The sequence below is a fragment of the Nocardia sp. NBC_01009 genome, assembly GCF_045208035.1.
Lineage (GTDB): Bacteria > Actinomycetota > Actinomycetes > Mycobacteriales > Mycobacteriaceae > Nocardia.
The window spans coordinates 2,478,759-2,496,348 of sequence record NZ_CP108695.1; the positions used below are offsets into that span (position 1 = coordinate 2,478,759).

At 66.5% G+C, this 17,590-nt stretch carries 21 protein-coding genes; 12 read left to right on the forward strand and 9 right to left on the reverse strand.

Going from position 1 to position 17,590, the window contains the following annotated elements:
• On the reverse strand, positions 1 to 543 hold the full coding sequence (locus tag OHA42_RS10930) for a GtrA family protein (RefSeq protein WP_364906333.1): 543 nt from the start codon (positions 541 to 543) through the stop codon (positions 1 to 3).
• A gap of 241 nt (positions 544 to 784) precedes the next feature.
• On the opposite strand from OHA42_RS10930, the gene OHA42_RS10935 reads away from it, so the two are divergent.
• The 6 genes from OHA42_RS10935 to OHA42_RS10960 all read left to right on the forward strand — a co-directional run bounded on the left by OHA42_RS10935 (position 785) and on the right by OHA42_RS10960 (position 6,116).
• Positions 785 to 1,960 (forward strand): 5-(carboxyamino)imidazole ribonucleotide synthase, encoded by a 1,176-nt coding sequence (locus OHA42_RS10935; protein WP_406239275.1) that lies wholly within the window; start codon positions 785 to 787, stop codon positions 1,958 to 1,960.
• Positions 1,950 to 2,453: a 5-(carboxyamino)imidazole ribonucleotide mutase gene (purE, locus tag OHA42_RS10940; RefSeq protein ID WP_406236646.1), complete on the forward strand. Its 504-nt coding sequence runs from the start codon at positions 1,950 to 1,952 to the stop codon at positions 2,451 to 2,453. The genes OHA42_RS10935 and purE overlap by 11 nt, the downstream gene beginning before the upstream one ends.
• A 30-nt stretch (positions 2,454 to 2,483) precedes the next feature.
• Positions 2,484 to 3,146: a TetR/AcrR family transcriptional regulator gene (locus OHA42_RS10945; protein ID WP_406236647.1), complete on the forward strand. Its 663-nt coding sequence runs from the start codon at positions 2,484 to 2,486 to the stop codon at positions 3,144 to 3,146.
• Between the two features lie 171 nt (positions 3,147 to 3,317).
• Positions 3,318 to 4,478 (forward strand): acyl-CoA dehydrogenase, encoded by a 1,161-nt coding sequence (locus tag OHA42_RS10950; RefSeq protein WP_406239277.1) that lies wholly within the window; start codon positions 3,318 to 3,320, stop codon positions 4,476 to 4,478.
• A 479-nt stretch (positions 4,479 to 4,957) separates the two neighbouring features.
• On the forward strand, positions 4,958 to 5,692 hold the full coding sequence (locus OHA42_RS10955; RefSeq protein WP_406236648.1) for a DUF6875 domain-containing protein: 735 nt from the start codon (positions 4,958 to 4,960) through the stop codon (positions 5,690 to 5,692).
• 13 nt (positions 5,693 to 5,705) lie between these two features.
• A complete protein-coding gene (locus OHA42_RS10960; RefSeq protein ID WP_406236649.1) occupies positions 5,706 to 6,116 on the forward strand; it encodes a hypothetical protein in 411 nt (136 codons plus the stop codon).
• 63 nt (positions 6,117 to 6,179) lie between these two features.
• On the opposite strand, the gene OHA42_RS10965 is transcribed toward OHA42_RS10960, so the two are convergent.
• Positions 6,180 to 6,464 (reverse strand): GNAT family N-acetyltransferase, encoded by a 285-nt coding sequence (locus tag OHA42_RS10965; protein WP_328409737.1) that lies wholly within the window; start codon positions 6,462 to 6,464, stop codon positions 6,180 to 6,182.
• Positions 6,465 to 6,528: 64 nt separating this feature from the next.
• The gene (locus OHA42_RS10970; RefSeq protein WP_406236650.1) at positions 6,529 to 7,887 is read right to left on the reverse strand and encodes an FAD-binding oxidoreductase; all 1,359 of its coding nucleotides are present in this window, start codon (positions 7,885 to 7,887) and stop codon (positions 6,529 to 6,531) included.
• 228 nt (positions 7,888 to 8,115) lie between these two features.
• On the opposite strand from OHA42_RS10970, the gene OHA42_RS10975 reads away from it, so the two are divergent.
• Positions 8,116 to 8,427 carry a hypothetical protein gene (locus tag OHA42_RS10975; RefSeq protein ID WP_406236651.1) on the forward strand — a complete coding sequence of 104 codons (312 nt, stop codon included), beginning with the start codon at positions 8,116 to 8,118 and terminating at the stop codon, positions 8,425 to 8,427.
• A gap of 71 nt (positions 8,428 to 8,498) precedes the next feature.
• Positions 8,499 to 8,990 carry a GtrA family protein gene (locus OHA42_RS10980; protein ID WP_406236652.1) on the forward strand — a complete coding sequence of 164 codons (492 nt, stop codon included), beginning with the start codon at positions 8,499 to 8,501 and terminating at the stop codon, positions 8,988 to 8,990.
• Here the strand turns inward: OHA42_RS10980 and OHA42_RS10985 are convergent.
• From OHA42_RS10985 to OHA42_RS10995, 3 genes are read right to left on the reverse strand one after another with little or no spacing between them, the layout of a single operon-like run.
• Positions 8,987 to 9,625, reverse strand: coding sequence for a Type 1 glutamine amidotransferase-like domain-containing protein (locus OHA42_RS10985; protein WP_406236653.1), 639 nt, complete (start codon positions 9,623 to 9,625; stop codon positions 8,987 to 8,989). The genes OHA42_RS10980 and OHA42_RS10985 overlap by 4 nt on opposite strands.
• A gap of 6 nt (positions 9,626 to 9,631) precedes the next feature.
• A complete protein-coding gene (locus OHA42_RS10990; protein ID WP_406236654.1) occupies positions 9,632 to 10,471 on the reverse strand; it encodes a maleylpyruvate isomerase family mycothiol-dependent enzyme in 840 nt (279 codons plus the stop codon).
• Positions 10,468 to 10,959 carry an HIT family protein gene (locus OHA42_RS10995; protein WP_406236655.1) on the reverse strand — a complete coding sequence of 164 codons (492 nt, stop codon included), beginning with the start codon at positions 10,957 to 10,959 and terminating at the stop codon, positions 10,468 to 10,470. The genes OHA42_RS10990 and OHA42_RS10995 overlap by 4 nt, the downstream gene beginning before the upstream one ends.
• A 406-nt stretch (positions 10,960 to 11,365) precedes the next feature.
• Here OHA42_RS10995 and OHA42_RS11000 point away from each other — a divergent pair, with 406 nt between their 5' ends.
• The 3 genes from OHA42_RS11000 to OHA42_RS11010 are packed head-to-tail and all read left to right on the forward strand — an operon-like array spanning position 11,366 to position 14,267.
• A complete protein-coding gene (locus OHA42_RS11000; RefSeq protein ID WP_406236656.1) occupies positions 11,366 to 12,484 on the forward strand; it encodes a Re/Si-specific NAD(P)(+) transhydrogenase subunit alpha in 1,119 nt (372 codons plus the stop codon).
• A complete protein-coding gene (locus OHA42_RS11005) occupies positions 12,484 to 12,834 on the forward strand; it encodes an NAD(P) transhydrogenase subunit alpha (RefSeq protein ID WP_406236657.1) in 351 nt (116 codons plus the stop codon). The genes OHA42_RS11000 and OHA42_RS11005 overlap by 1 nt, the downstream gene beginning before the upstream one ends.
• The gene (locus tag OHA42_RS11010; protein ID WP_406239279.1) at positions 12,834 to 14,267 is read left to right on the forward strand and encodes an NAD(P)(+) transhydrogenase (Re/Si-specific) subunit beta; all 1,434 of its coding nucleotides are present in this window, start codon (positions 12,834 to 12,836) and stop codon (positions 14,265 to 14,267) included. The genes OHA42_RS11005 and OHA42_RS11010 overlap by 1 nt, the downstream gene beginning before the upstream one ends.
• A gap of 136 nt (positions 14,268 to 14,403) precedes the next feature.
• On the opposite strand, the gene OHA42_RS11015 is transcribed toward OHA42_RS11010, so the two are convergent.
• Together OHA42_RS11015 and OHA42_RS11020 are read right to left on the reverse strand one after the other, a co-directional pair.
• Entirely contained in the window at positions 14,404 to 14,649 is a 246-nt protein-coding gene (locus OHA42_RS11015; protein ID WP_328409751.1) for a hypothetical protein, read from the reverse strand.
• Positions 14,650 to 14,690: 41 nt separating this feature from the next.
• Entirely contained in the window at positions 14,691 to 15,230 is a 540-nt protein-coding gene (locus OHA42_RS11020) for a TetR/AcrR family transcriptional regulator (RefSeq protein WP_406236658.1), read from the reverse strand.
• A gap of 88 nt (positions 15,231 to 15,318) precedes the next feature.
• Between OHA42_RS11020 and OHA42_RS11025 the strand changes: the two genes are divergently transcribed.
• A complete protein-coding gene (locus OHA42_RS11025; RefSeq protein ID WP_406236659.1) occupies positions 15,319 to 16,236 on the forward strand; it encodes a TIGR03620 family F420-dependent LLM class oxidoreductase in 918 nt (305 codons plus the stop codon).
• A gap of 25 nt (positions 16,237 to 16,261) precedes the next feature.
• Here OHA42_RS11025 and OHA42_RS11030 read toward each other — a convergent pair whose 3' ends face one another.
• Positions 16,262 to 17,497 (reverse strand): MFS transporter, encoded by a 1,236-nt coding sequence (locus tag OHA42_RS11030; protein ID WP_406236660.1) that lies wholly within the window; start codon positions 17,495 to 17,497, stop codon positions 16,262 to 16,264.
• Between the last annotated feature and the right edge of the window lie 93 nt (positions 17,498 to 17,590).

Sequence of the window (17,590 nt, forward strand, 5' to 3'; positions counted from 1 at the left end):
TCAGCTGTGGCCGAGCTGCTCTTCCTCGAGCAGATCCTCGAATTCCTCGACGATCTCCTGCATTTCGTCGGGGAAAACCCAGCGGCGCATTGCCCAGAAGCGGAAGGCCATCTGTAGCAGATTGCCGATGATGAAGGCGCTGATGAAGTCCGCGATGTTCTCGACGGTGAAACTCACGTTGGGCTGGCGCAGATCGAAGACATAGCTCGACACCCACAGCGGCAGGAAGGCGAGCACGACGCCGACACCGCTGACACCGAAGAACAGCAGCGCCTCGTGATGGCGCTCACGCCCGCCGCGATTCTTGAACGACCATTCGCGGTTGAGGATGTAGGACGCGATCACGGCGATGACGCCGGAAATGATCTTGGCGGTGACCGGCTTGGTATCCAGGACCGTCCACTTCAGCGCATAGAAAATGCCGCTGTCGATCACGAAAGTGGTAGCGCCGACGATGGCAAATTTGATCAGCTCATGGTGGCGGTACGCGATCTCCCGCAGCGGTTGGGGGAGGACGTTGACCACGTCGTCGACGAATGACACAAGGCCCGAGTGTACCGGTAGCAGTTATTCGGGCTCGACGTGACAAGATTGGCAGACGTGAGGGAGCGAAGCGAGCGAACCATCGACACAGCAGCCCGGCTCATGCCGGAGCCGAGCGTTAGCGAGGCGCAGTCGTGAGGGAGCGCAGCGAGCGAACCCTGGATGCAGCGCGCGGGCGCACGACGGAGCCGAGCGTTAGCGAGGCGCAATCGTGAGCCCACGTTCCTTCGATCCGTCTGTCATGCCCACCGTCACCATGATCGGTGGCGGCCAGCTAGCGCGCATGACCCACCAGGCGGCCATTGCCCTGGGGCAGCGTCTACGCGTGCTCGCCGAGCGCCAGGACGATCCGGCCGCGCAGGTGAGCCCGGAGGTCGTGCTCGGTAGCCACACCGATCTGGCTGCGCTGCGCAAGGCCGCTGTCGGCTCGCACGCGCTGACCTTCGACCATGAGCACGTGCCGACCGCGCACCTGGAGGCGCTGGTCGCCGAGGGCGTGAACGTGCAGCCGCCGCCGCAGGCGTTGATCTATGCGCAGGACAAGCTGGCGATGCGCACCAAGTTGTCCGAGCTGGGGCTGCCGGTGCCCGCGTTCACGCCGGTGACCACGGCGGCCGACGCGGTGCGCTTCGGTGCCGAGCACGGATGGCCGATGGTGCTCAAGGCGGTGCGTGGTGGCTACGACGGTCGCGGTGTCTGGATGCCCGAGACGGCGGCGGAGGCAGAGGCGATCGTCGACGACCAGCTCGTGCACGGTGTGCACCTGCTCGCCGAGGCTCGAGTGGACCTGAAGCGGGAACTGTCGGCCATGGTGGCGCGCTCACCCTATGGTCAGGCGGCGACCTGGCCGGTGGTGGAGACGGTGCAGCGCAACGGACAGTGCGCGGTGGTGATCGCACCTGCGCAGGAGCTCGCGGAGGATCTGGCGGCCGAGGCGGAGACGCTGGCACTGAACCTCGCGAAGGCGCTCGGGGTGGTCGGCGCCATGGCCGTCGAACTGTTCGAGACTCACGACGGCACCCTGCTGGTGAACGAATTGGCCATGCGCCCGCACAACTCCGGGCACTGGGGCATGGACGGCGCCCGCACCGGCCAGTTCGAACAGCACCTGCGCGCCGTGCTCGACTATCCGCTCGGCGATACCAGCCCGCTGGCCCCGGTCACCGTGATGGCGAATATTCTCGGCGCCCCCGAGGCGCCGGCGATGTCGATGGACGAGCGCCTGCACCACCTGTTCGCGCGGATGCCCGATGCGAAGGTGCACCTGTACGGCAAGGGTGAACGCGAGGACCGCAAGATCGGGCATATCAACGTGCTCGGCGACGACGTCGCGGTGGTGCGAGAAAAGGCTGAGCGCGCGGCACGGTGGATGTCGCACGCGATGTGGACCGACGGATGGGATCCCCATGGCGAATGAACCGCAAGTTGGCCTGATCATGGGCAGCGACTCCGATTGGCCGACCATGGAGGCCGCGGCGGAAGCCTTGGCGGAGTTCGGTATTCGCTTCGAGGTCGGCGTCGTTTCCGCGCACCGCACGCCCCAGCGCATGCTCGACTACGCCCGTGACGCGGCGGGCCGCGGTCTTCAGGTCATCATCGCGGGCGCGGGCGGCGCGGCCCACCTGCCCGGCATGGTCGCTTCGGCGACCCCTCTCCCGGTGATCGGCGTCCCTGTCCCCTTGAAGTACCTCGACGGCATGGACTCCCTGCTGTCGATCGTCCAGATGCCTGCAGGCGTCCCGGTGGCCACCGTCTCCATCGGCGGCGCCCGCAATGCCGGGCTGCTCGCTGTCCGCATCCTCGCCGCCGCCGACCCGGCCCTGCGGGCCCGCATGGCACAGTTCCAGGCCGGTCTGGAAGAGATGGTCCTGCAGAAGGACGAGGCGCTGCGCACCAAGCTGCTCGGGTAGTCGGTCGACCCGCCTGACTACGGTGGTCCGGTGGCAAACGACGACGATACGGCCAGGTTTCGGCTGACGGTGGTTGATCATGCTCTGCGGCTGTTCGCCGAGCAGGGGTACGAGGCGACGTCGGTGGACGAGATCGCCGAGGCGGCGGGGATTTCGCGGCGGACATTCTTTCGGCAGTTCCGGTCGAAGGAAGACGTGATCTTCGCCGATCACGAGTCGCAGTTGGCGCAGGCGGCAGAGTCCCTCGCCGCCGCACAGGGGGATCCGTGGGAGGCGGTGTGTGCCGCGGTGGTGCAGGTGTTCGAGCGGTTCACGCAGTGGCGGGAGATCGCGGAGCGGCGGTATCGAGTGGTGCGGCGGGTGCCCGCGCTGCGCGAGCGGGAGATCGTGACGGTGTTCCGTTACGAGCGGCTGTTCACGGACTATCTGCGGGAGCGGCTGCCCGAGGTTCCTGATCTGGCGCGGGTGCAGTTCGCGGCGACGGTCACGGCGACGCACAACTATCTCTTGCGACGGATGGTCCGCGGGGAGTCCGATGCGGGTGCTGCGGACCTGCGGGTGGAGTTGGCGGCGATCCCTCGGGGCGCGGGGCGTGCGACGGGCGCTGAGGACATGGTGGTCGCGGTGTTTCCGCGTGACATGCCGCCACGACAGGTCGCCGATCTCGTGACCCGTCGGCTGAGTAATCTGTGACGGGAATCATAGTATGTGGTAGATGACACTCGGTGCCATCGAATAACTGCACTTGACCTTGTGATGCGGGCGTATACTTGACGATAATCTGGCACTGAGTGCCGAGGAGCTGGATGTTCCGTGTTGCTTCGGGACACAGTGATCACGACCGACGACCAGGAGCGTGCCCCCATGGCGGGAAACCCCGATTTCGACCTGTTCAAGCTCGAGGACTTCCACGACGAGCTGCGCGCGGCCATCCGCGGGCTCGCGGAGAAGGAAATCGCCCCGTACGCCAAGGACGTCGATGCCAACTCCCGCTTCCCCGAGGAGGCGCTGACCGCGCTCAACGCCTCTGGCTTCAATGCGGTGCACGTGCCGGAGGCCTACGGCGGCCAGGGTGCGGACTCGGTCGCGACCTGCATCGTGATCGAAGAGGTTGCGCGCGTTTGTGGTTCGTCATCGCTGATCCCGGCCGTCAACAAGCTCGGAACCATGGGCTTGATCCTCAACGGTTCCGAGGAACTCAAGCAGAAGGTGCTGTCGGACATCGTCGGCGGCGAGATGGCCTCCTATGCGCTGTCGGAGCGTGAGGCGGGCTCCGATGCCGCGGGCATGCGCACCCGTGCCAAGCAGGACGGCGACGACTGGGTGCTCAACGGCTCCAAGTGCTGGATCACCAACGGCGGCAAGTCTTCCTGGTACACCGTCATGGCGGTCACCGATGCGGACAAGGGCGCCAACGGCATCTCGGCATTCCTGGTGCACAAGGACGACGAGGGCTTCGTGGTCGGCCCGCTCGAGCACAAGCTCGGCATCAAGGGCTCGCCCACCGCGGAGTTGTACTTCGAGAACTGCCGGGTGCCGGGTGACCGCATCGTCGGCGAGCCGGGCACCGGCTTCAAGACCGCACTGCAGACCCTCGATCACACCCGTCCCACCATCGGCGCGCAGGCTGTCGGCCTCGCGCAGGGCGCCCTGGACGCCGCGATCGCCTACACCAAGGACCGCAAGCAGTTCGGCACCGCTATCGCCGACTTCCAGAACACCCAGTTCATGCTCGCCGACATGGCGATGAAGATCGAGGCCGCCCGCCTCATGGTCTACACCTCGGCTGCCCGCGCCGAGCGTGGTGAGAAGAACCTCGGCTTCATCTCCGCGGCCGCCAAGTGCTTCGCCTCCGACGTGGCCATGGAGGTCACCACCAACGCCGTTCAGCTCTTCGGCGGCGCGGGCTACACCACCGACTTCCCGGTCGAGCGGATGATGCGCGACGCCAAGATCACGCAAATCTATGAGGGCACCAACCAGATCCAGCGCGTTGTGATGTCGCGCGCGCTGCTGCGTGGCTGAGCAGGTATTCATTGGGGGGTGGCCCGGGGCGTTCGCCTCGGGCCACCCTGTTTTTCGGGACATGATCCCCCATCGAAATAATTTCGACGCTGATCGGTTGTCGACTTGTATCCTCCGCAAGAGCTATTTTGAAACATATTCGGAGCACAGATAGTTCGAAACCGAATTCGGACGCGTCGCGCTGATTTGCGCTTGAAGCAATCGCGATCTTTGGTCGCGCTGGCGAAAAGGCGCCATCTATCTATATCGCCGCAGGTCCGGGCGGCGTTATCAGTTCTTTCACTTGATTATGTGTCCCCGCTGCCTCGGAAATTTTTGTATCCAATACCTAGTAAAAACTTGTAGGACAGGTGCAGACTGGACCTCGTGACGTGAGACGAGGTGAATTTATGACAAAGATCGTTATCGGACCACGGTCGGGGATGAATTGGATCCCGCTGTCCACAGGCGAAATTGCATGCCCGTTCACGAGGTCCACCATGGACGTCGTCAAGACCTGGGCACAAGATCATTTGACCGTGACGCATCCTGAGCTCCGTCGCGACGGCCCGGTGTGCCCCCCTGTCGGGCCATCCTTCCGCAGCGATCTGATGTGGGTCGGCCGAATATCCGGCACGCTGCCGCGGCCGTCGTTCGTACGATTGGTGCTATTGGATGCGATGGAGCTGCTCCCCACCCTGCCGCCCACCGAAGGCAGCGCGGCGGTGCTGCGCACGCTGCTCACCGTGCTGCCGGACGTGCGGGACTACGCCCTGATCGATGACCTGCACGACGAGCTCAGGTCGGCATTCGTCGAACGCGGCACGATGCTCGGGCAGTTCTATCCGGGATGCGACCAGCCCGGCCTGTGGAACGGGAACCGCCCGCTCGACGCTCCGATTCCGATATTTGTCGTGCGCAGCATGGTGGCCACCGATCTTCCGTTCCTGCTGGAGCGGCCGGAGTGGATGGCGGCCTACGTCAATAAGTTCGCGCCCGCGCTGCCCGCCTACGTGCGGGAGGCGGTGGTGAGCCGGTTGACCGCAAGTTCGAGCACCGATGTCCTGACGTACCAGTTCGAGGCAGCGCCTGCCGCCGGATCCGACGGCAGCACGACGGCAGTGGACCGGCCGGCAGCGGACCGGACAGTGACGTCCAGCAGTGCGTCGGACAGCAGGACCCATGGCAGGGCCAACGGGAAGTCCGTGTCCACTGGGCCGAGGCCGGCCTCCTGACCGGAGAACTGCAATGACGCTCGGATCTTCGTTCGCGGCGGCCGCACTGGTAGGTGGGCTCGGCTCCGTCGACTCGGAGACGGCGGTGCGGGACCTCGAATATTTCCTCGACGATGAGCGGCGGCTGCACAATGGCGTGCACGGGCCGGAGGTTCCCACACTGCGATTGCTGTCCGATGTGCTCGACACCGGGCAGCGCGCGGCCGGTCCAGCAGCCCCTGCGGTGGTGTGCGGTGTTCGCACGCTGACCTACGGGGAACTGGACCGACTGTCGAATCGCTTGGCACACAGACTGATCGAATCGGGTGCGGGCCCGGAGGCCGCGGCATCTACGGCCTGCAATCACCCGGTGTTGCGGACGGCAAACCGGCCGCCGGTCCGCTGGCCGAGCGTGCGGCCCGCTACACGCAGGGCCTCGAGGTGATCGGTCCGATCCTCGCGCGGTATCTGCGGGGGAGTAGGCGTCGGCCGTCGGCCGCGCCGGGAACTAGGCGACCAGGTCGGCGTATTCGCGATGCTCGGCGATGTACTTCTCGACATACCAGCAGGTGGGGATGACTGTGAAGCCCGCACCGCGCGATTCGTTCAGCGCGTACTCGACCACCTGGGCGGCCACGCCGCGGCCGCGGAATTCGGGGAAGGTCATCGTGTGGTGGAAGTCGCGGACCTTGGTGTCCTCGGCCTCGGCGTAGTCGGCGTACCCGGCGAGGGTGTCGTCGATATAGATCTCGAAGCGGGTATCGGCGGCGTTGTGCTCGAGCCTGGTGGTCATGATCTGGTGAAACTCCTTCTCGACCGGGAATGTTCCTGCGGCTGTGGTGTGGGTCTGGCCTGGTCTACAGAATCGAGCCGGGATTGAGAATGCCATGCGGGTCGAGCGCGTCCTTGATACGCCGGGTCAGCGCCATCACGTCGGGGCCGAGCTGATCGGGCAGCCACGCCTTCTTCAGCCTGCCGACTCCGTGCTCGCCGGTGATGGTGCCGCCGAGCGCGATCGCCAGATCCATGATCTCGCCGAAGGCGCGGTGTGCGCGTTCGGTCATGGCGGCGTCGGTCGGGTCGTGCACGATCAGCGGGTGGGTGTTGCCATCGCCCGCGTGCGCGATCACCGAGATGATCACGTCGTTGTGTGCCGCGATCGCCGCGACGCCGTTGATCAGGTCACCGAGGCGCGGCAGCGGCACTCCGACGTCCTCCAGTAGCAGCGGTCCGAGCTTCTCCACCGCCGGAATGGCGAAACGTCGTGCGGCGGTGAAGGCTTCGCCCTCCTCGGGGGCCTCGGTGTGGAAGACCTCGGTGGCGCCCGCCTGCTCGCACACGGCCACCATGATTTCGGCCTCGTGGCGGGCGAATTCGCCCGGTGCGTCCGAGCGCGCGACCAGCAGGCCCGCCGCGTTGCGGTCCAATCCCATCCGCATCTCGTCCTCGACCGCGTTGATCGCCACCGCGTCCATGAACTCGAGCATGGACGGCCGCAGCTTTCCGGTGATGCCGAGAATGGCGTCGGTGGCGGCGGTCAGCGTCGCGAACGAGGCGACCACCGTGCTCTGCGGCGGTTGCGCGGGCAGCAGCCGCAGTGTCAGTTCGGTGATCACGCCGAGGGTGCCCTCGCTGCCGACGAACAATTTGGTCAGCGACAGTCCGGCCGAGTCCTTGAGTCGGGGACCACCCAGACGCACTACGGTGCCGTCGGCGAGCACCACCTCCATACCGAGCACGTAATCGGTTGTCACGCCGTACTTCACGCAGCACAGACCACCGGCGTTGGTGGCGGCGTTGCCGCCGATCGAACATATCTCGAACGATGAGGGGTCCGGTGGATACCACAGTCCTTCCTCGGCGACCGCGCGCTTGACCTCGGCATTGAGCAGTCCGGGCTGCACCACCGCGGTGCGGGTGACCGGGTCGACGGCGATGGCGCGCATGCGCTCGGTGCTCAGCACGATGCCACCCTCGACGGCCGTCGCGCCGCCGGACAGTCCGGACCCGGCGCCGCGCGGGACCACCGCGATCTTGTGCTCGTGTGCGAAACGTAGCGTCGCGACGACATCGTCGGTGCTGGTGGCGCGCACGACGGCCAGCGGAGCGCCGGCATCGGGGTCACGCGCCCAGTCCTGTCGATAGCCTGCGAGCAGATCGGCGTCGGTCAGTACCGCACCGTCGGGCAGCCGAGCGATCAGGTCATCCAGTTCCACACAGGTCACGGTATCTGCTCGACCGTGGCCGGACCCGGCGCCCTGTGCTCAGGCAGCGGGCGTGTTCGGCCGGTCGGGTTCGCGGCCCGCGCCGTGCGGGGCAGACCTGCGCATCGGCTGGGGCCGGGCCAGCTAGCGGTGGTGCCCTCGCCGGTGGGGAGTGGTGCTCGGGCCCAGTGGTGGTAAGAATCCAGGCGAGGGAGCGTTGGGCGTTTGGAGGAGGCACTGATGCAGGTCGTTTCACCGGACTACCGCGAGCTGGTCGCGGCGATGTTCTCGCACGAGTTCGTCGCCGGTGGCATCGATGCGAGCGTGCTGAGCCGAATTCATGCCGGCCAGTTCGGCGAATGGCTCACCGCGCTGGATCGTTCCGGGGTCTTCGACAAAGCAGCGTTGACGACCGTCGCCGAGCAATGGCGGCAAGACCCGCTCGTCCTGCTCGACGCACTGCTGGCGGAGGCCGACGACGTGACTCGCAGACGCTGTCTGGCCGCGTGGTCGGCGCTCGACCGCCGGCCTCCGCTCACCCAGATCGGCTGATTGCGGCCGTTCGACCTGCCGGTTTGCCCGACGATCACTTCGTGGACACCTGCCGCTGCCATGCTGGCGGCGTGCCAGGCCTTGCCACGACCACCGACACCGTTGCCGACAGGTTCACCCGCTGGTGCGTGGCCGTTGTCGCGCGCCTGCCCTGGGGCCTGGATGGTCTTGTCGCCCCGACCTTCCTCGGCTTCGCGCTGATCAACGGCTGCACCTTCGGCGTCGACCTGGTGTTGCTGACGGTGTTCCACGGTTGGTGGGGGCTTCCGGTCTGGCTGTCGGTGACGGTGGCCTACGTGTGCGCCTTCGGATTGAGCTTCGTGCTCAATCGCACCTTCAATTTCCATTCGCATGCGCCGGTCGGCAGGCAGGCGGTGGTGTATACGGTGGTTGTGGCGATCAACTACGTCGCGTTCATCCTCGGGGTCGGCAGTGGGCTGACCGCCCTCGGCCTCGAGTACCATCTGTCGAGGCTGCTGGCAGGTGGTTGCGAAGCGGTCTATATGTACAGCGCGATGCGCTGGGTGGTGTTCCGCCGCACGGACGCCCGAACGTCCGGCTAGCGCAGCACCTCGGTCTTGTCGCCATCGATAACTACGACATCGTCATCGGTGAGCGCCCAGTGCGCAGTGCCCTCGGCCCGGTAGCGCGCGGCGAGCCGGTTGCCGTAACCGTCCGGGTCCGTCGCGGAGTCGATGTGCGGCACGATCCGGTGATCGACCAATCCCATACCGTCCCACCGAGGTTCGACACCGCAGGTCGGCGCCACTTCGGCGGGATCGTCCATCTCGTCGAGGCCGTGCAGATCCGGGGCCATGATGCACGCCCCCGCGCTGTATCCCGCGTACACGAGCGCGTCGGCGGCCAGTAACTTCCGCAGCGCCAGATCTGCTCCGCTGCGGGCGAATTGGGCGCGCAGCACAAAAGTATTGCCGCCGCGTACCCACACCAGTGGGTATTCGGCCAGCGTCCGCTCCAATTCCGTTGCGCGTCCGACGTAATCGCGCAGGTCGAGCGTCTCCGGCGTATAGCCGAGCTTGCGTAGCGGCACCGTGTCGCTGGTGACCGCGCCCGCCCATGCCGCGGGCCAGGCATCACAGGCGTTGGGAATCACCGCAACCCGGCCCGGCTTGCCGACGAGCTCGGCGAGCCGGTCGTAGTGCGCCCCGAATCGGTAGCTCGACAGGAACAGTCGCACCGCGTCTCAGAGCGTGAAGGCCAGATTGTGCACCAGTTGCCGGCCGAGCTGTTCGTCGCCGCTGATGGCGATCGCGTCGAGGTGCTTGTCGGCGGTGGTCCTTCCGCCGCCGAGGCGGACGAAAAGCCCGGAGTCCAAGCGGATCTCGACGTCCGCGGGGGTGTCGAACTCGTCCACGTACGCCGCCCGGCCCGCCACCTGGATATGCAGCGTCCTGGCCAGCGGGCCGGTCAGCTCGAAGGTGATCCGTGAACCGTCCTGTGCCTTGCCGCGCTTGACGACCACTCGCGGGATCGCACCGGCGAACTCTGCGAACGCCAGTTCGCCGCGCCTGCCGCCCTCCTCGACGGACACGCCGAGCGCGTCGGCGATATCGAATTCGTGCATCCAGCAGTCGAACAGCCGCACCCGCATGAAACGGCCGTAGCTGACCTGGCCGATCGGGGAGGGGGTTTCGGCCTGCCATTCGGGGTCGCCGAGCGCCGCGAGCGCCGCGCGCCTGCGGTCGATGACATCGTGGTAGAGCCCGAGCAGTCGGGGACCCGACAGCGGGCGCAACCGGTCGACCCAGATCTCATTGAGGACGGCGGTCTCGTTGCGCACATAGGGGAGCGCGCGCACATCTGTCTTCTCCCTGGTCGGATCGTGCGCGGGCGGGCGCTCGCCGAGCAGCCACGATTCGGTGCCGATGACATGGCCGACCACATCGAACACCGTCCAGCCCGGTAGCGCAGACGGTGTGCGCCAACGGTCGTCGTCGAGATCCGAGACCAGCGTCGCGATGGCGTCCCACTGGTCGGACAGCGTGCCGATCAGCTCGGTCCGGTCCAGGGTCGGGTCGGTCATCGTTGTGGTCCTTTCTCGGCGCGGCCGGTTGGCGCTGCCTCGTCGGTGCTCGGAACTTCTTCGTTGTCCAGCGCCGCGATCCCGCCCTTGATGGCCGCGGCGGTGGTCGCGGGGTCATGCGGTCGGCGCAGTAGCAGTCCGGCCGCGAAGCGCAGCTTGTCGCCGTATCTGCGCGGTATCACGTGCAGATGCACATGCGGCACGGTTTGGAAGGCCGCGGTGCCGTCGTTGAGGACGAGATTGGCGCCGTCGGCGGCCAGGCTGCTGCGGCGAATTGCCAGGGCCAGGCGGTGTCCGGCCCGGAAGATGTGTGCGCCGAGCTCGGCGTCCAGGTCCTCCAGCTCGGTGGCGTGGCGCTTCGGTATCACCAGCGTGTGGCCGCGGGCGATGGGACGGATGTCGAGGAATGCGCACAGTGTGTCGTCCTCGTAGACCTTCGTCGCCGGGGCTTCGCCCGCCGCGATGCGGCAGAAGACGCAGTCGTTCACATCGCCGACCATACGGCGTACGACGAGCGCGGCATACCCCGAATGCGGCATTCGGCATGATGCACGTCACTGTCGGTCGGTGTGTCGAGCCGCTGACCAGTTCTCGAACCTCGGGGTAAGTAAAGGACTTCTACGTACGGTCTTGTCGCGTTCACCTGCGGCGACAACTATCAGAGCGCGGTAAGTCCTGATCAATCGCCAGTGCCGGAGGTACCGACCATGTCCGCCCCAACACCCCGAAACCGGCATACCGGTGGAATCCGGCATCAATATGTGACGGGCATCTCAGCTACGCTCACCGCGAGCCGGGTACAGTTGCGAGGATTTGGACGAACTTACTCTGAAGTAACATCGTCCGGCCGTCGTCCGGTTGCTTGAAGCTCAGCACGAGAAGGAAGTCTGACAAGTGGAGACAACGCAGAGCGTAGGCGATCAGTCGCCACGTGGCGCGCGGGTCGGCGTCGTTCGCGAGTCAAACGCGGGCGAACGGCGTGTCGCATTGGTGCCGAAGATCATCCCCAGCCTGCGCAAGCACGGCGTGGACGTGGTGGTCGAATCGGGCGCCGGTCTCGGCGCGCTCATTCCCGACGCCGCCTATGTCGAGGCAGGCGCGACGATCGGCGACCCGTGGTCGGCCGAGGTGGTCGTGAAGGTGGCCCCGCCGAGCGACGCCGAGGTGGCGAAGCTGTCCAGCGGACAGACCCTCATCGGCTTCCTCGCGCCGCGCAACGCCGAGAACCAGATCGATGCGCTGAAGTCGGCTGGGGTGCAGGCCTTCGCGGTCGAGGCCATCCCGCGCATCTCGCGCGCCCAGGTGATGGACGCGCTGTCCTCGCAGGCCAACGTCGCCGGTTATAAGGCTGTGCTGCTCGCGGCGTCGGAATCGACGCGCTTCTTTCCGATGCTCACCACCGCGGCGGGCACCGTGAAGCCCGCAACCGTGCTGGTGCTCGGCGTCGGTGTCGCCGGACTGCAGGCGCTGGCCACGGCCAAGCGCCTCGGCGGCCGCACCACCGGCTACGACGTGCGGCCCGAGGTCGCCGATCAGGTGCGCTCGGTCGGTGCGCAGTGGCTCGACCTCGGCATCGACGCCGCCGGTGAAGGCGGGTACGCCCGTGAGCTCACCGACGAGGAAAAGGCGGCCCAGCAGCAGGCTTTGGAAGACGCCATCAAGGGCTTCGACGTGGTGATCACCACCGCGCTCGTGCCCGGCCGCCCGGCACCGCGCCTGGTCACCGCCGCGGCAGTCGAGGGCATGAAGCCCGGCAGCGTGATCGTCGACCTGGCCGGTGAGACCGGCGGCAACTGTGAGCTCACCGAGCCGGGTGAGGTCGTGGTCAAGCACGAGGTCACCATCGCCTCGCCGCTGAACCTGCCCGCCACCATGCCCGAGCACGCCAGCGAGCTGTACTCGAAGAACATTGCGGCACTGCTGGAACTGATGCTGGTCGACGGCAAGCTCGCGCCCGACTTCCACGATCAGGTGCTCGCCGATTCCTGCGTGACACGTGAGGGTGATGCCTGATGTACACCGAACTGCTCGCGAACATCGCGATCCTGGTGCTGTCCGGGTTCGTCGGTTTCGCCGTCATCTCCAAGGTGCCCAATACGCTGCACACTCCACTCATGTCGGGCACCAACGCCATTCACGGCATCGTCGTGCTCGGTGCGCTGGTCACCCTCGGCAATGTGCAGGATCCCTCGATCCTGACGCAGATCATTCTGTTCGTCGCCGTCGTGTTCGGAACGCTGAACGTCATCGGTGGTTTCGTGGTCACCGACCGGATGCTCGGCATGTTCAAGGGCAAGAAGGCCGCGGGAGCGCAGCCTGCGGAGCGACCCGGGGACTCTGCGCCGGTAAAGGCGGATAAGTGATGCACACCTTCGACAATGTGACCTATCTGGTCAACGGCCTCTACATCGTGGCCTTCGGCATGTTCATCTACGGACTGATGGGCCTGACCGGTCCGAAGACCGCGGTGCGCGGCAACCTGATCGCCGCGGTCGGCATGTTCATTGCGGTTGTCGCGACGCTGATCTCGGTGCGCCACACCAGTAACTGGATCTTGATCATCGCCGGGCTCGTGGTCGGTATCGCCCTCGGTGTGCCGCCCGCGAAGTTCACCAAAATGACCGCGATGCCGCAGTTGGTCGCCGCGTTCAACGGTGTCGGCGGTGGCACGGTCGCGCTGATCGCGTGGTCGGAATTCATCAACAGCCAGGGCTTTTCGAGCTTCGATGAAGAGCCGACCGTGCACATCGTGGTCGGTTCGCTGTTCGCGGCGATCATCGGCTCGATCTCGTTCTGGGGCTCGCTGATCGCCTTCGGCAAGCTGCAGGAGATTCTGCCCGGCCGTCCGATCGGCCTCGGCAAGCTTCAGCAACCGCTGAACCTGTTGCTGCTGCTCGGCGCGATCACGGCGGCCGTGGTGATCGGTATCGGCGCCACCGATGACGGTGTGTCGCAGCTGTGGATGATCGCGCTGCTCGTGCTCGCCGGCGTGCTCGGCCTCGCGGTCGTGCTCCCGATCGGTGGCGCGGACATGCCCGTGGTCATCTCGCTGCTCAACGCGCTCACCGGATTGTCGGCTGCCGCAGCGGGTCTCGCGCTGAACAACACCGCGATGATCGTGGCGGGCATGATCGTCGGCGCGTCCGGCACCATCCTCACCAACCTGATGGCCAAGGCGATGAACCGGTCCATCCCGGCCATCGTCGCCGGTGGATTCGGTGGCGGCGGGGCGGCTCCCGGCGCGAGCGGCGATGGCGAGGCCAAGCAGGCCAAGGCCACCTCGGCCGCCGATGCCGCGATTCAGATGGCGTATGCCAACCAGGTCATCGTGGTGCCCGGTTACGGTATGGCCGTCGCCCAGGCGCAGCACGCGGTCAAGGAGATGGCGGAGCTGCTCGAGGCCAAGGGCGTCGAAGTCAAGTACGCCATCCATCCGGTGGCGGGACGCATGCCCGGCCACATGAACGTGCTCCTGGCGGAGGCCGAAGTCTCGTATGACGCCATGAAGGAAATGGACGACATCAACGGCGAATTCGGCCGTACCGATGTCGCCCTCGTGATCGGTGCGAACGATGTCACCAACCCGGCCGCGCGGGAGGACTCGTCCTCGCCGATCTACGGCATGCCGGTGCTGAATGTCGACCAGGCCAAGAGCGTCATCGTGCTCAAACGTTCGATGAACTCCGGTTTCGCCGGTATCGACAACCCGCTGTTCTACGCCGATACCACCTCCATGCTGTTCGGCGACGCCAAGAAGTCCGTCGGCGCGGTGACCGAGGAACTGAAGGCGCTGTAAAGACGGCAAAAGCGCAGCATTCGCACTGCTCCAAACCCCTGGTGCACGAGCTCTCTCAGGCCGCACCGGGGATCGGGAAAGCCCGTTTCCGTTCGCGGAGACGGGCTTTCCCGGCGTTATGGACTCTGCTGCGGCGTCAGCGGTGCCGGAGCTGGTGTTCGCGCGCCTCGACCGCCTCCTTGGCTTCCTTCAACCCGGCGCTCGGGTCGAGTTCCCGATAGCGCTTGATGGCCTGGATCTTCTTGCCCTGCAGGATGAGTTCATCGATCTCGGTGTTTCCGAGCGTCGCGGCAGGGTCGGGGATGCCCAGATGCTTCATGATCAGATCGAGCTTGCGTTCGAGCCGTTCGATCTTGCGCTCGAGTCTGTTGTTGTCGAACATGCCACGAACATACCGAGGTCGCCGCCGGCTGCGGCGCGACACTATTCGCGCGGTCGCCGCAGTGCGTCCAGAACGAGTTGAAGTAGTCGATCGGGTTGGTCGGGGTCGGTGCTGTGCCGGGCCGCCAAGGCGATGCCCGCAATCAGCTGGATCACATCGTCGATGGTGACATCCGTGCGGATTCCACCGGCTGCCTCGGCCTCGGCAAGCAATACCGCACCGGCCTGGTGGATGGCCAGCTGGCAGTCGAAGCCCAGCTCGACCGGCCCGGCCAGTACCGCGCCGCCGAGGCCGTGATCGGTGCGGGCATGGATCAGCAGGGCGCGCAGCCAGCTGGTGAGCGCGGAGGTCGGCTCGCTCGAACTCAGTTCCTCGGCGTATCCGCACAGCGTGTCGATCCGCTCGCGCAGCACGGCCGCCTGCAGCGTCTGGCGGTTGGGGAAGTGCCGGTAGAGAGTTCCGGGGCCGACCCCGGCGCGGCGGGCGATGTCGTTGAGCGATGCCTCGGGGCCCTCTTCGGCGAACGCGCGGCCAGCCGCGGCGAGCACCCGCTCGTAGTTCCGTTGTGCGTCGACTCGCATGCACACCCCTGGTTATTCGGAGAAGTTCTCCGTATCGTACCGTGCAGTAAATGGAGAACCTCTCCGTTTGATTGGGTAGGAGACGATAATGGTGGAACGGGCACTCGGCAGCGTGGGTATCTGGACCTTCGCCTTCGACGGACAACCGGCGGGACTGGTCCGAGACGCCGCCGCGGAGATCGAGGAACTGGGCTACGGTGCCCTCTGGTTCGGCGAAGCATTCGGCCGTGACACCGTGGGGCAGGCGTGGCTGTTGCTCGGTGCGACCGAAAAGATGGTGATCGCCGCGGGCATAGCCAATGTGGCACTGCGTGATCCGATGGCGCTGGCCACCGCCGAGCGCGCGCTCGGCGAGGCGTTTTCCGGCCGATACCTGCTCGGGCTCGGCGGCCAGCGGGTCGGTGGGCGTTCGGTCGACGCCGGCGGATACACGATTCCCTCGGGCGGCAAACCATTGGCGCTGATGCGCGGATATCTCGACGCGATGGAGGCCGTTCCGCAGTACGGGCCGGCACCCGACCCGCCACCGCGACGGGTACTCGCCGCTTTAGGGCCCAAGATGCTGGCGTTGGCGGCCGAACGTACCTGGGGCGCGCACCCGTACCACGCGCCCGTAGAGCACACCGCTGAGGCCCGGCGGATCATCGGGTCGGATGCTTTCCTCGGCGTCGAGCAGGTCGTCGTCCTCGACACCGATCGGATGCGGGCCCGTGCGGTCGCCCAGGCGCATATCGCGGGCTATCTCGATTCGGCGCCACACCAGGTGGCCAATATCCGGCGGCTGGGTTTCGGTGACGCCGATATCCTGGGCGGGCCGAGCTCACGCCTCGTCGACGCGATCGTGGCGTACGGCGATGTGGACACGATCGCCGACCGGGTGCGCGGACACCTGGACGCGGGGGCCGATCACGTATGCCTGCAAGTGCTCTCGACAGATCCCGCGGCATTGCCACTGCCGCAGTGGCGGGAGCTGGCTGCGCTTGCTCGACCGGCAGCTCTCGGGTGACCGGCCAGGTTGTCGCCGACAGCACTCAGTTCCGTTGCGGAGCAACAACACTCGCGTATCGGCAGCATAGGAGTACCGCGATGAATGGGACGGCCATCGCGACCGTGAGGGGCACCAGGGCGGTGAGCCAGCCGATCACCGCGGGGCCGGCGAGCAGGCCGAAGTAGCCGAGGCTGAAGACGCGGGACATGTCGGTGGCGGCGGTGTCGGTACCGAGATTTCCTGCCGCGGTAAAGATCTGGGGGACGGTGCCGGACAGGCCGAGTCCGGCGATCGCCCAGCCGAGCAAAGACAGCGGCACCCAGCCGGACACCATGATCAGGCCCAAGCCGAGGGCAGCGAGTGCGCTGCCGTAGCGGACCAACGTGACACGGCCGAACGCGCCGCTGATGCGGTCCGCGGTGAATCGGCCCGCGGTCATGGTGATCGAGAAGGCGCTGTAGGCCAGTGCCGCGGTGGCCTCGTCGACACCGAGGTGCTCGCGCATCTGCAGCGTGCTCCAGTCGTTGGCCACGCCCTCGGCGAGCAGCACGCCGAAGGCTATAGCTGCCAGCGCCAGCACCTTTCGGCGCTGATCTGCACGACTGGGGTGTTGCCCAGCCTGCGCTCCGGGGCTGTCGATCGGTTGCGTTCGGTTGCCGCCGTCGGGCGGCGCGGTGGACGGTTCGGGAGTCCTCGATTCGGATCGGGTATCGCGGAGCAGTTGCGGGACAACCGCGGCGGTGACGATCAAGCCGGCGACCGCCGCGAGCGTCAAGGTCGGTCGCGCGTCCCAACCTGCGCGCAATGCCGCCGCACCGATCAGGGATCCGAGGAGTCCGCCGCCGGAGAACAGCGCGTGGAACGCGGACATGATCGGACGTCCATAGCTGCGTTCCACGTGTACCGCTTGGGTATTCATCGACACGTCCAGCGCTCCGTTGCCGAAACCGAAGCAGGCCAGCGCAATAGCCAGCGTGACTGGGCCGTTGGCAAGGCCGGGGCCGAGCACCGTGACCGACGCGATGGCCGCGGCCACGCCGACCAGGGTGCGACTGCCGAAGCGGTCCGCGAGCGGGCCGGCGATCCGCATGCCGACGATGCCCGCGCCTGCCATCAGCAGGATGAACATGCCCAGCGTCGACTTCGAAACGCCGGTGTGATCGGTGACGGCCGGAATGTGGACCACCCACATGGCCAGCAGGAAACCGTTCAGCGCGAACACCACAAATACTGCGGCACGAGCGATACGGGTCGCGGGGTCGATCGTCGAGGTTGCCACCGATTCGACGGTACCGACGATAGTTCCGAGGGGCGAGCGGTCGCGTCGCGGCCGTGGTCGCGGGCTGTTCCCGCAACAACACACTCGCCGCGC

What these genes read in the sequence shown, in the direction of transcription:
- OHA42_RS10935 (WP_406239275.1), top strand. Translation starts at nt 785, where the DNA reads ATGCCCACCGTCACCATGATCGGTGGCGGCCAGCTAGCGCGCATGACC.
- OHA42_RS10950 (WP_406239277.1), top strand. Translation starts at nt 3,318, where the DNA reads ATGGCGGGAAACCCCGATTTCGACCTGTTCAAGCTCGAGGACTTCCAC.
- OHA42_RS11015 (WP_328409751.1), bottom strand. Translation starts at nt 14,649, where the DNA reads ATGTTCGACAACAACAGACTCGAGCGCAAGATCGAACGGCTCGAACGC.
- purE (WP_406236646.1), top strand. Translation starts at nt 1,950, where the DNA reads ATGGCGAATGAACCGCAAGTTGGCCTGATCATGGGCAGCGACTCCGAT.
- OHA42_RS10975 (WP_406236651.1), top strand. Translation starts at nt 8,116, where the DNA reads ATGCAGGTCGTTTCACCGGACTACCGCGAGCTGGTCGCGGCGATGTTC.
- OHA42_RS10955 (WP_406236648.1), top strand. Translation starts at nt 4,958, where the DNA reads ATGGACGTCGTCAAGACCTGGGCACAAGATCATTTGACCGTGACGCAT.
- OHA42_RS10965 (WP_328409737.1), bottom strand. Translation starts at nt 6,464, where the DNA reads ATGACCACCAGGCTCGAGCACAACGCCGCCGATACCCGCTTCGAGATC.
- OHA42_RS10960 (WP_406236649.1), top strand. Translation starts at nt 5,706, where the DNA reads ATGACGCTCGGATCTTCGTTCGCGGCGGCCGCACTGGTAGGTGGGCTC.
- OHA42_RS11010 (WP_406239279.1), top strand. Translation starts at nt 12,834, where the DNA reads ATGCACACCTTCGACAATGTGACCTATCTGGTCAACGGCCTCTACATC.
- OHA42_RS11025 (WP_406236659.1), top strand. Translation starts at nt 15,319, where the DNA reads ATGGTGGAACGGGCACTCGGCAGCGTGGGTATCTGGACCTTCGCCTTC.
- OHA42_RS10990 (WP_406236654.1), bottom strand. Translation starts at nt 10,471, where the DNA reads ATGACCGACCCGACCCTGGACCGGACCGAGCTGATCGGCACGCTGTCC.
- OHA42_RS11020 (WP_406236658.1), bottom strand. Translation starts at nt 15,230, where the DNA reads ATGCGAGTCGACGCACAACGGAACTACGAGCGGGTGCTCGCCGCGGCT.
- OHA42_RS11005 (WP_406236657.1), top strand. Translation starts at nt 12,484, where the DNA reads ATGTACACCGAACTGCTCGCGAACATCGCGATCCTGGTGCTGTCCGGG.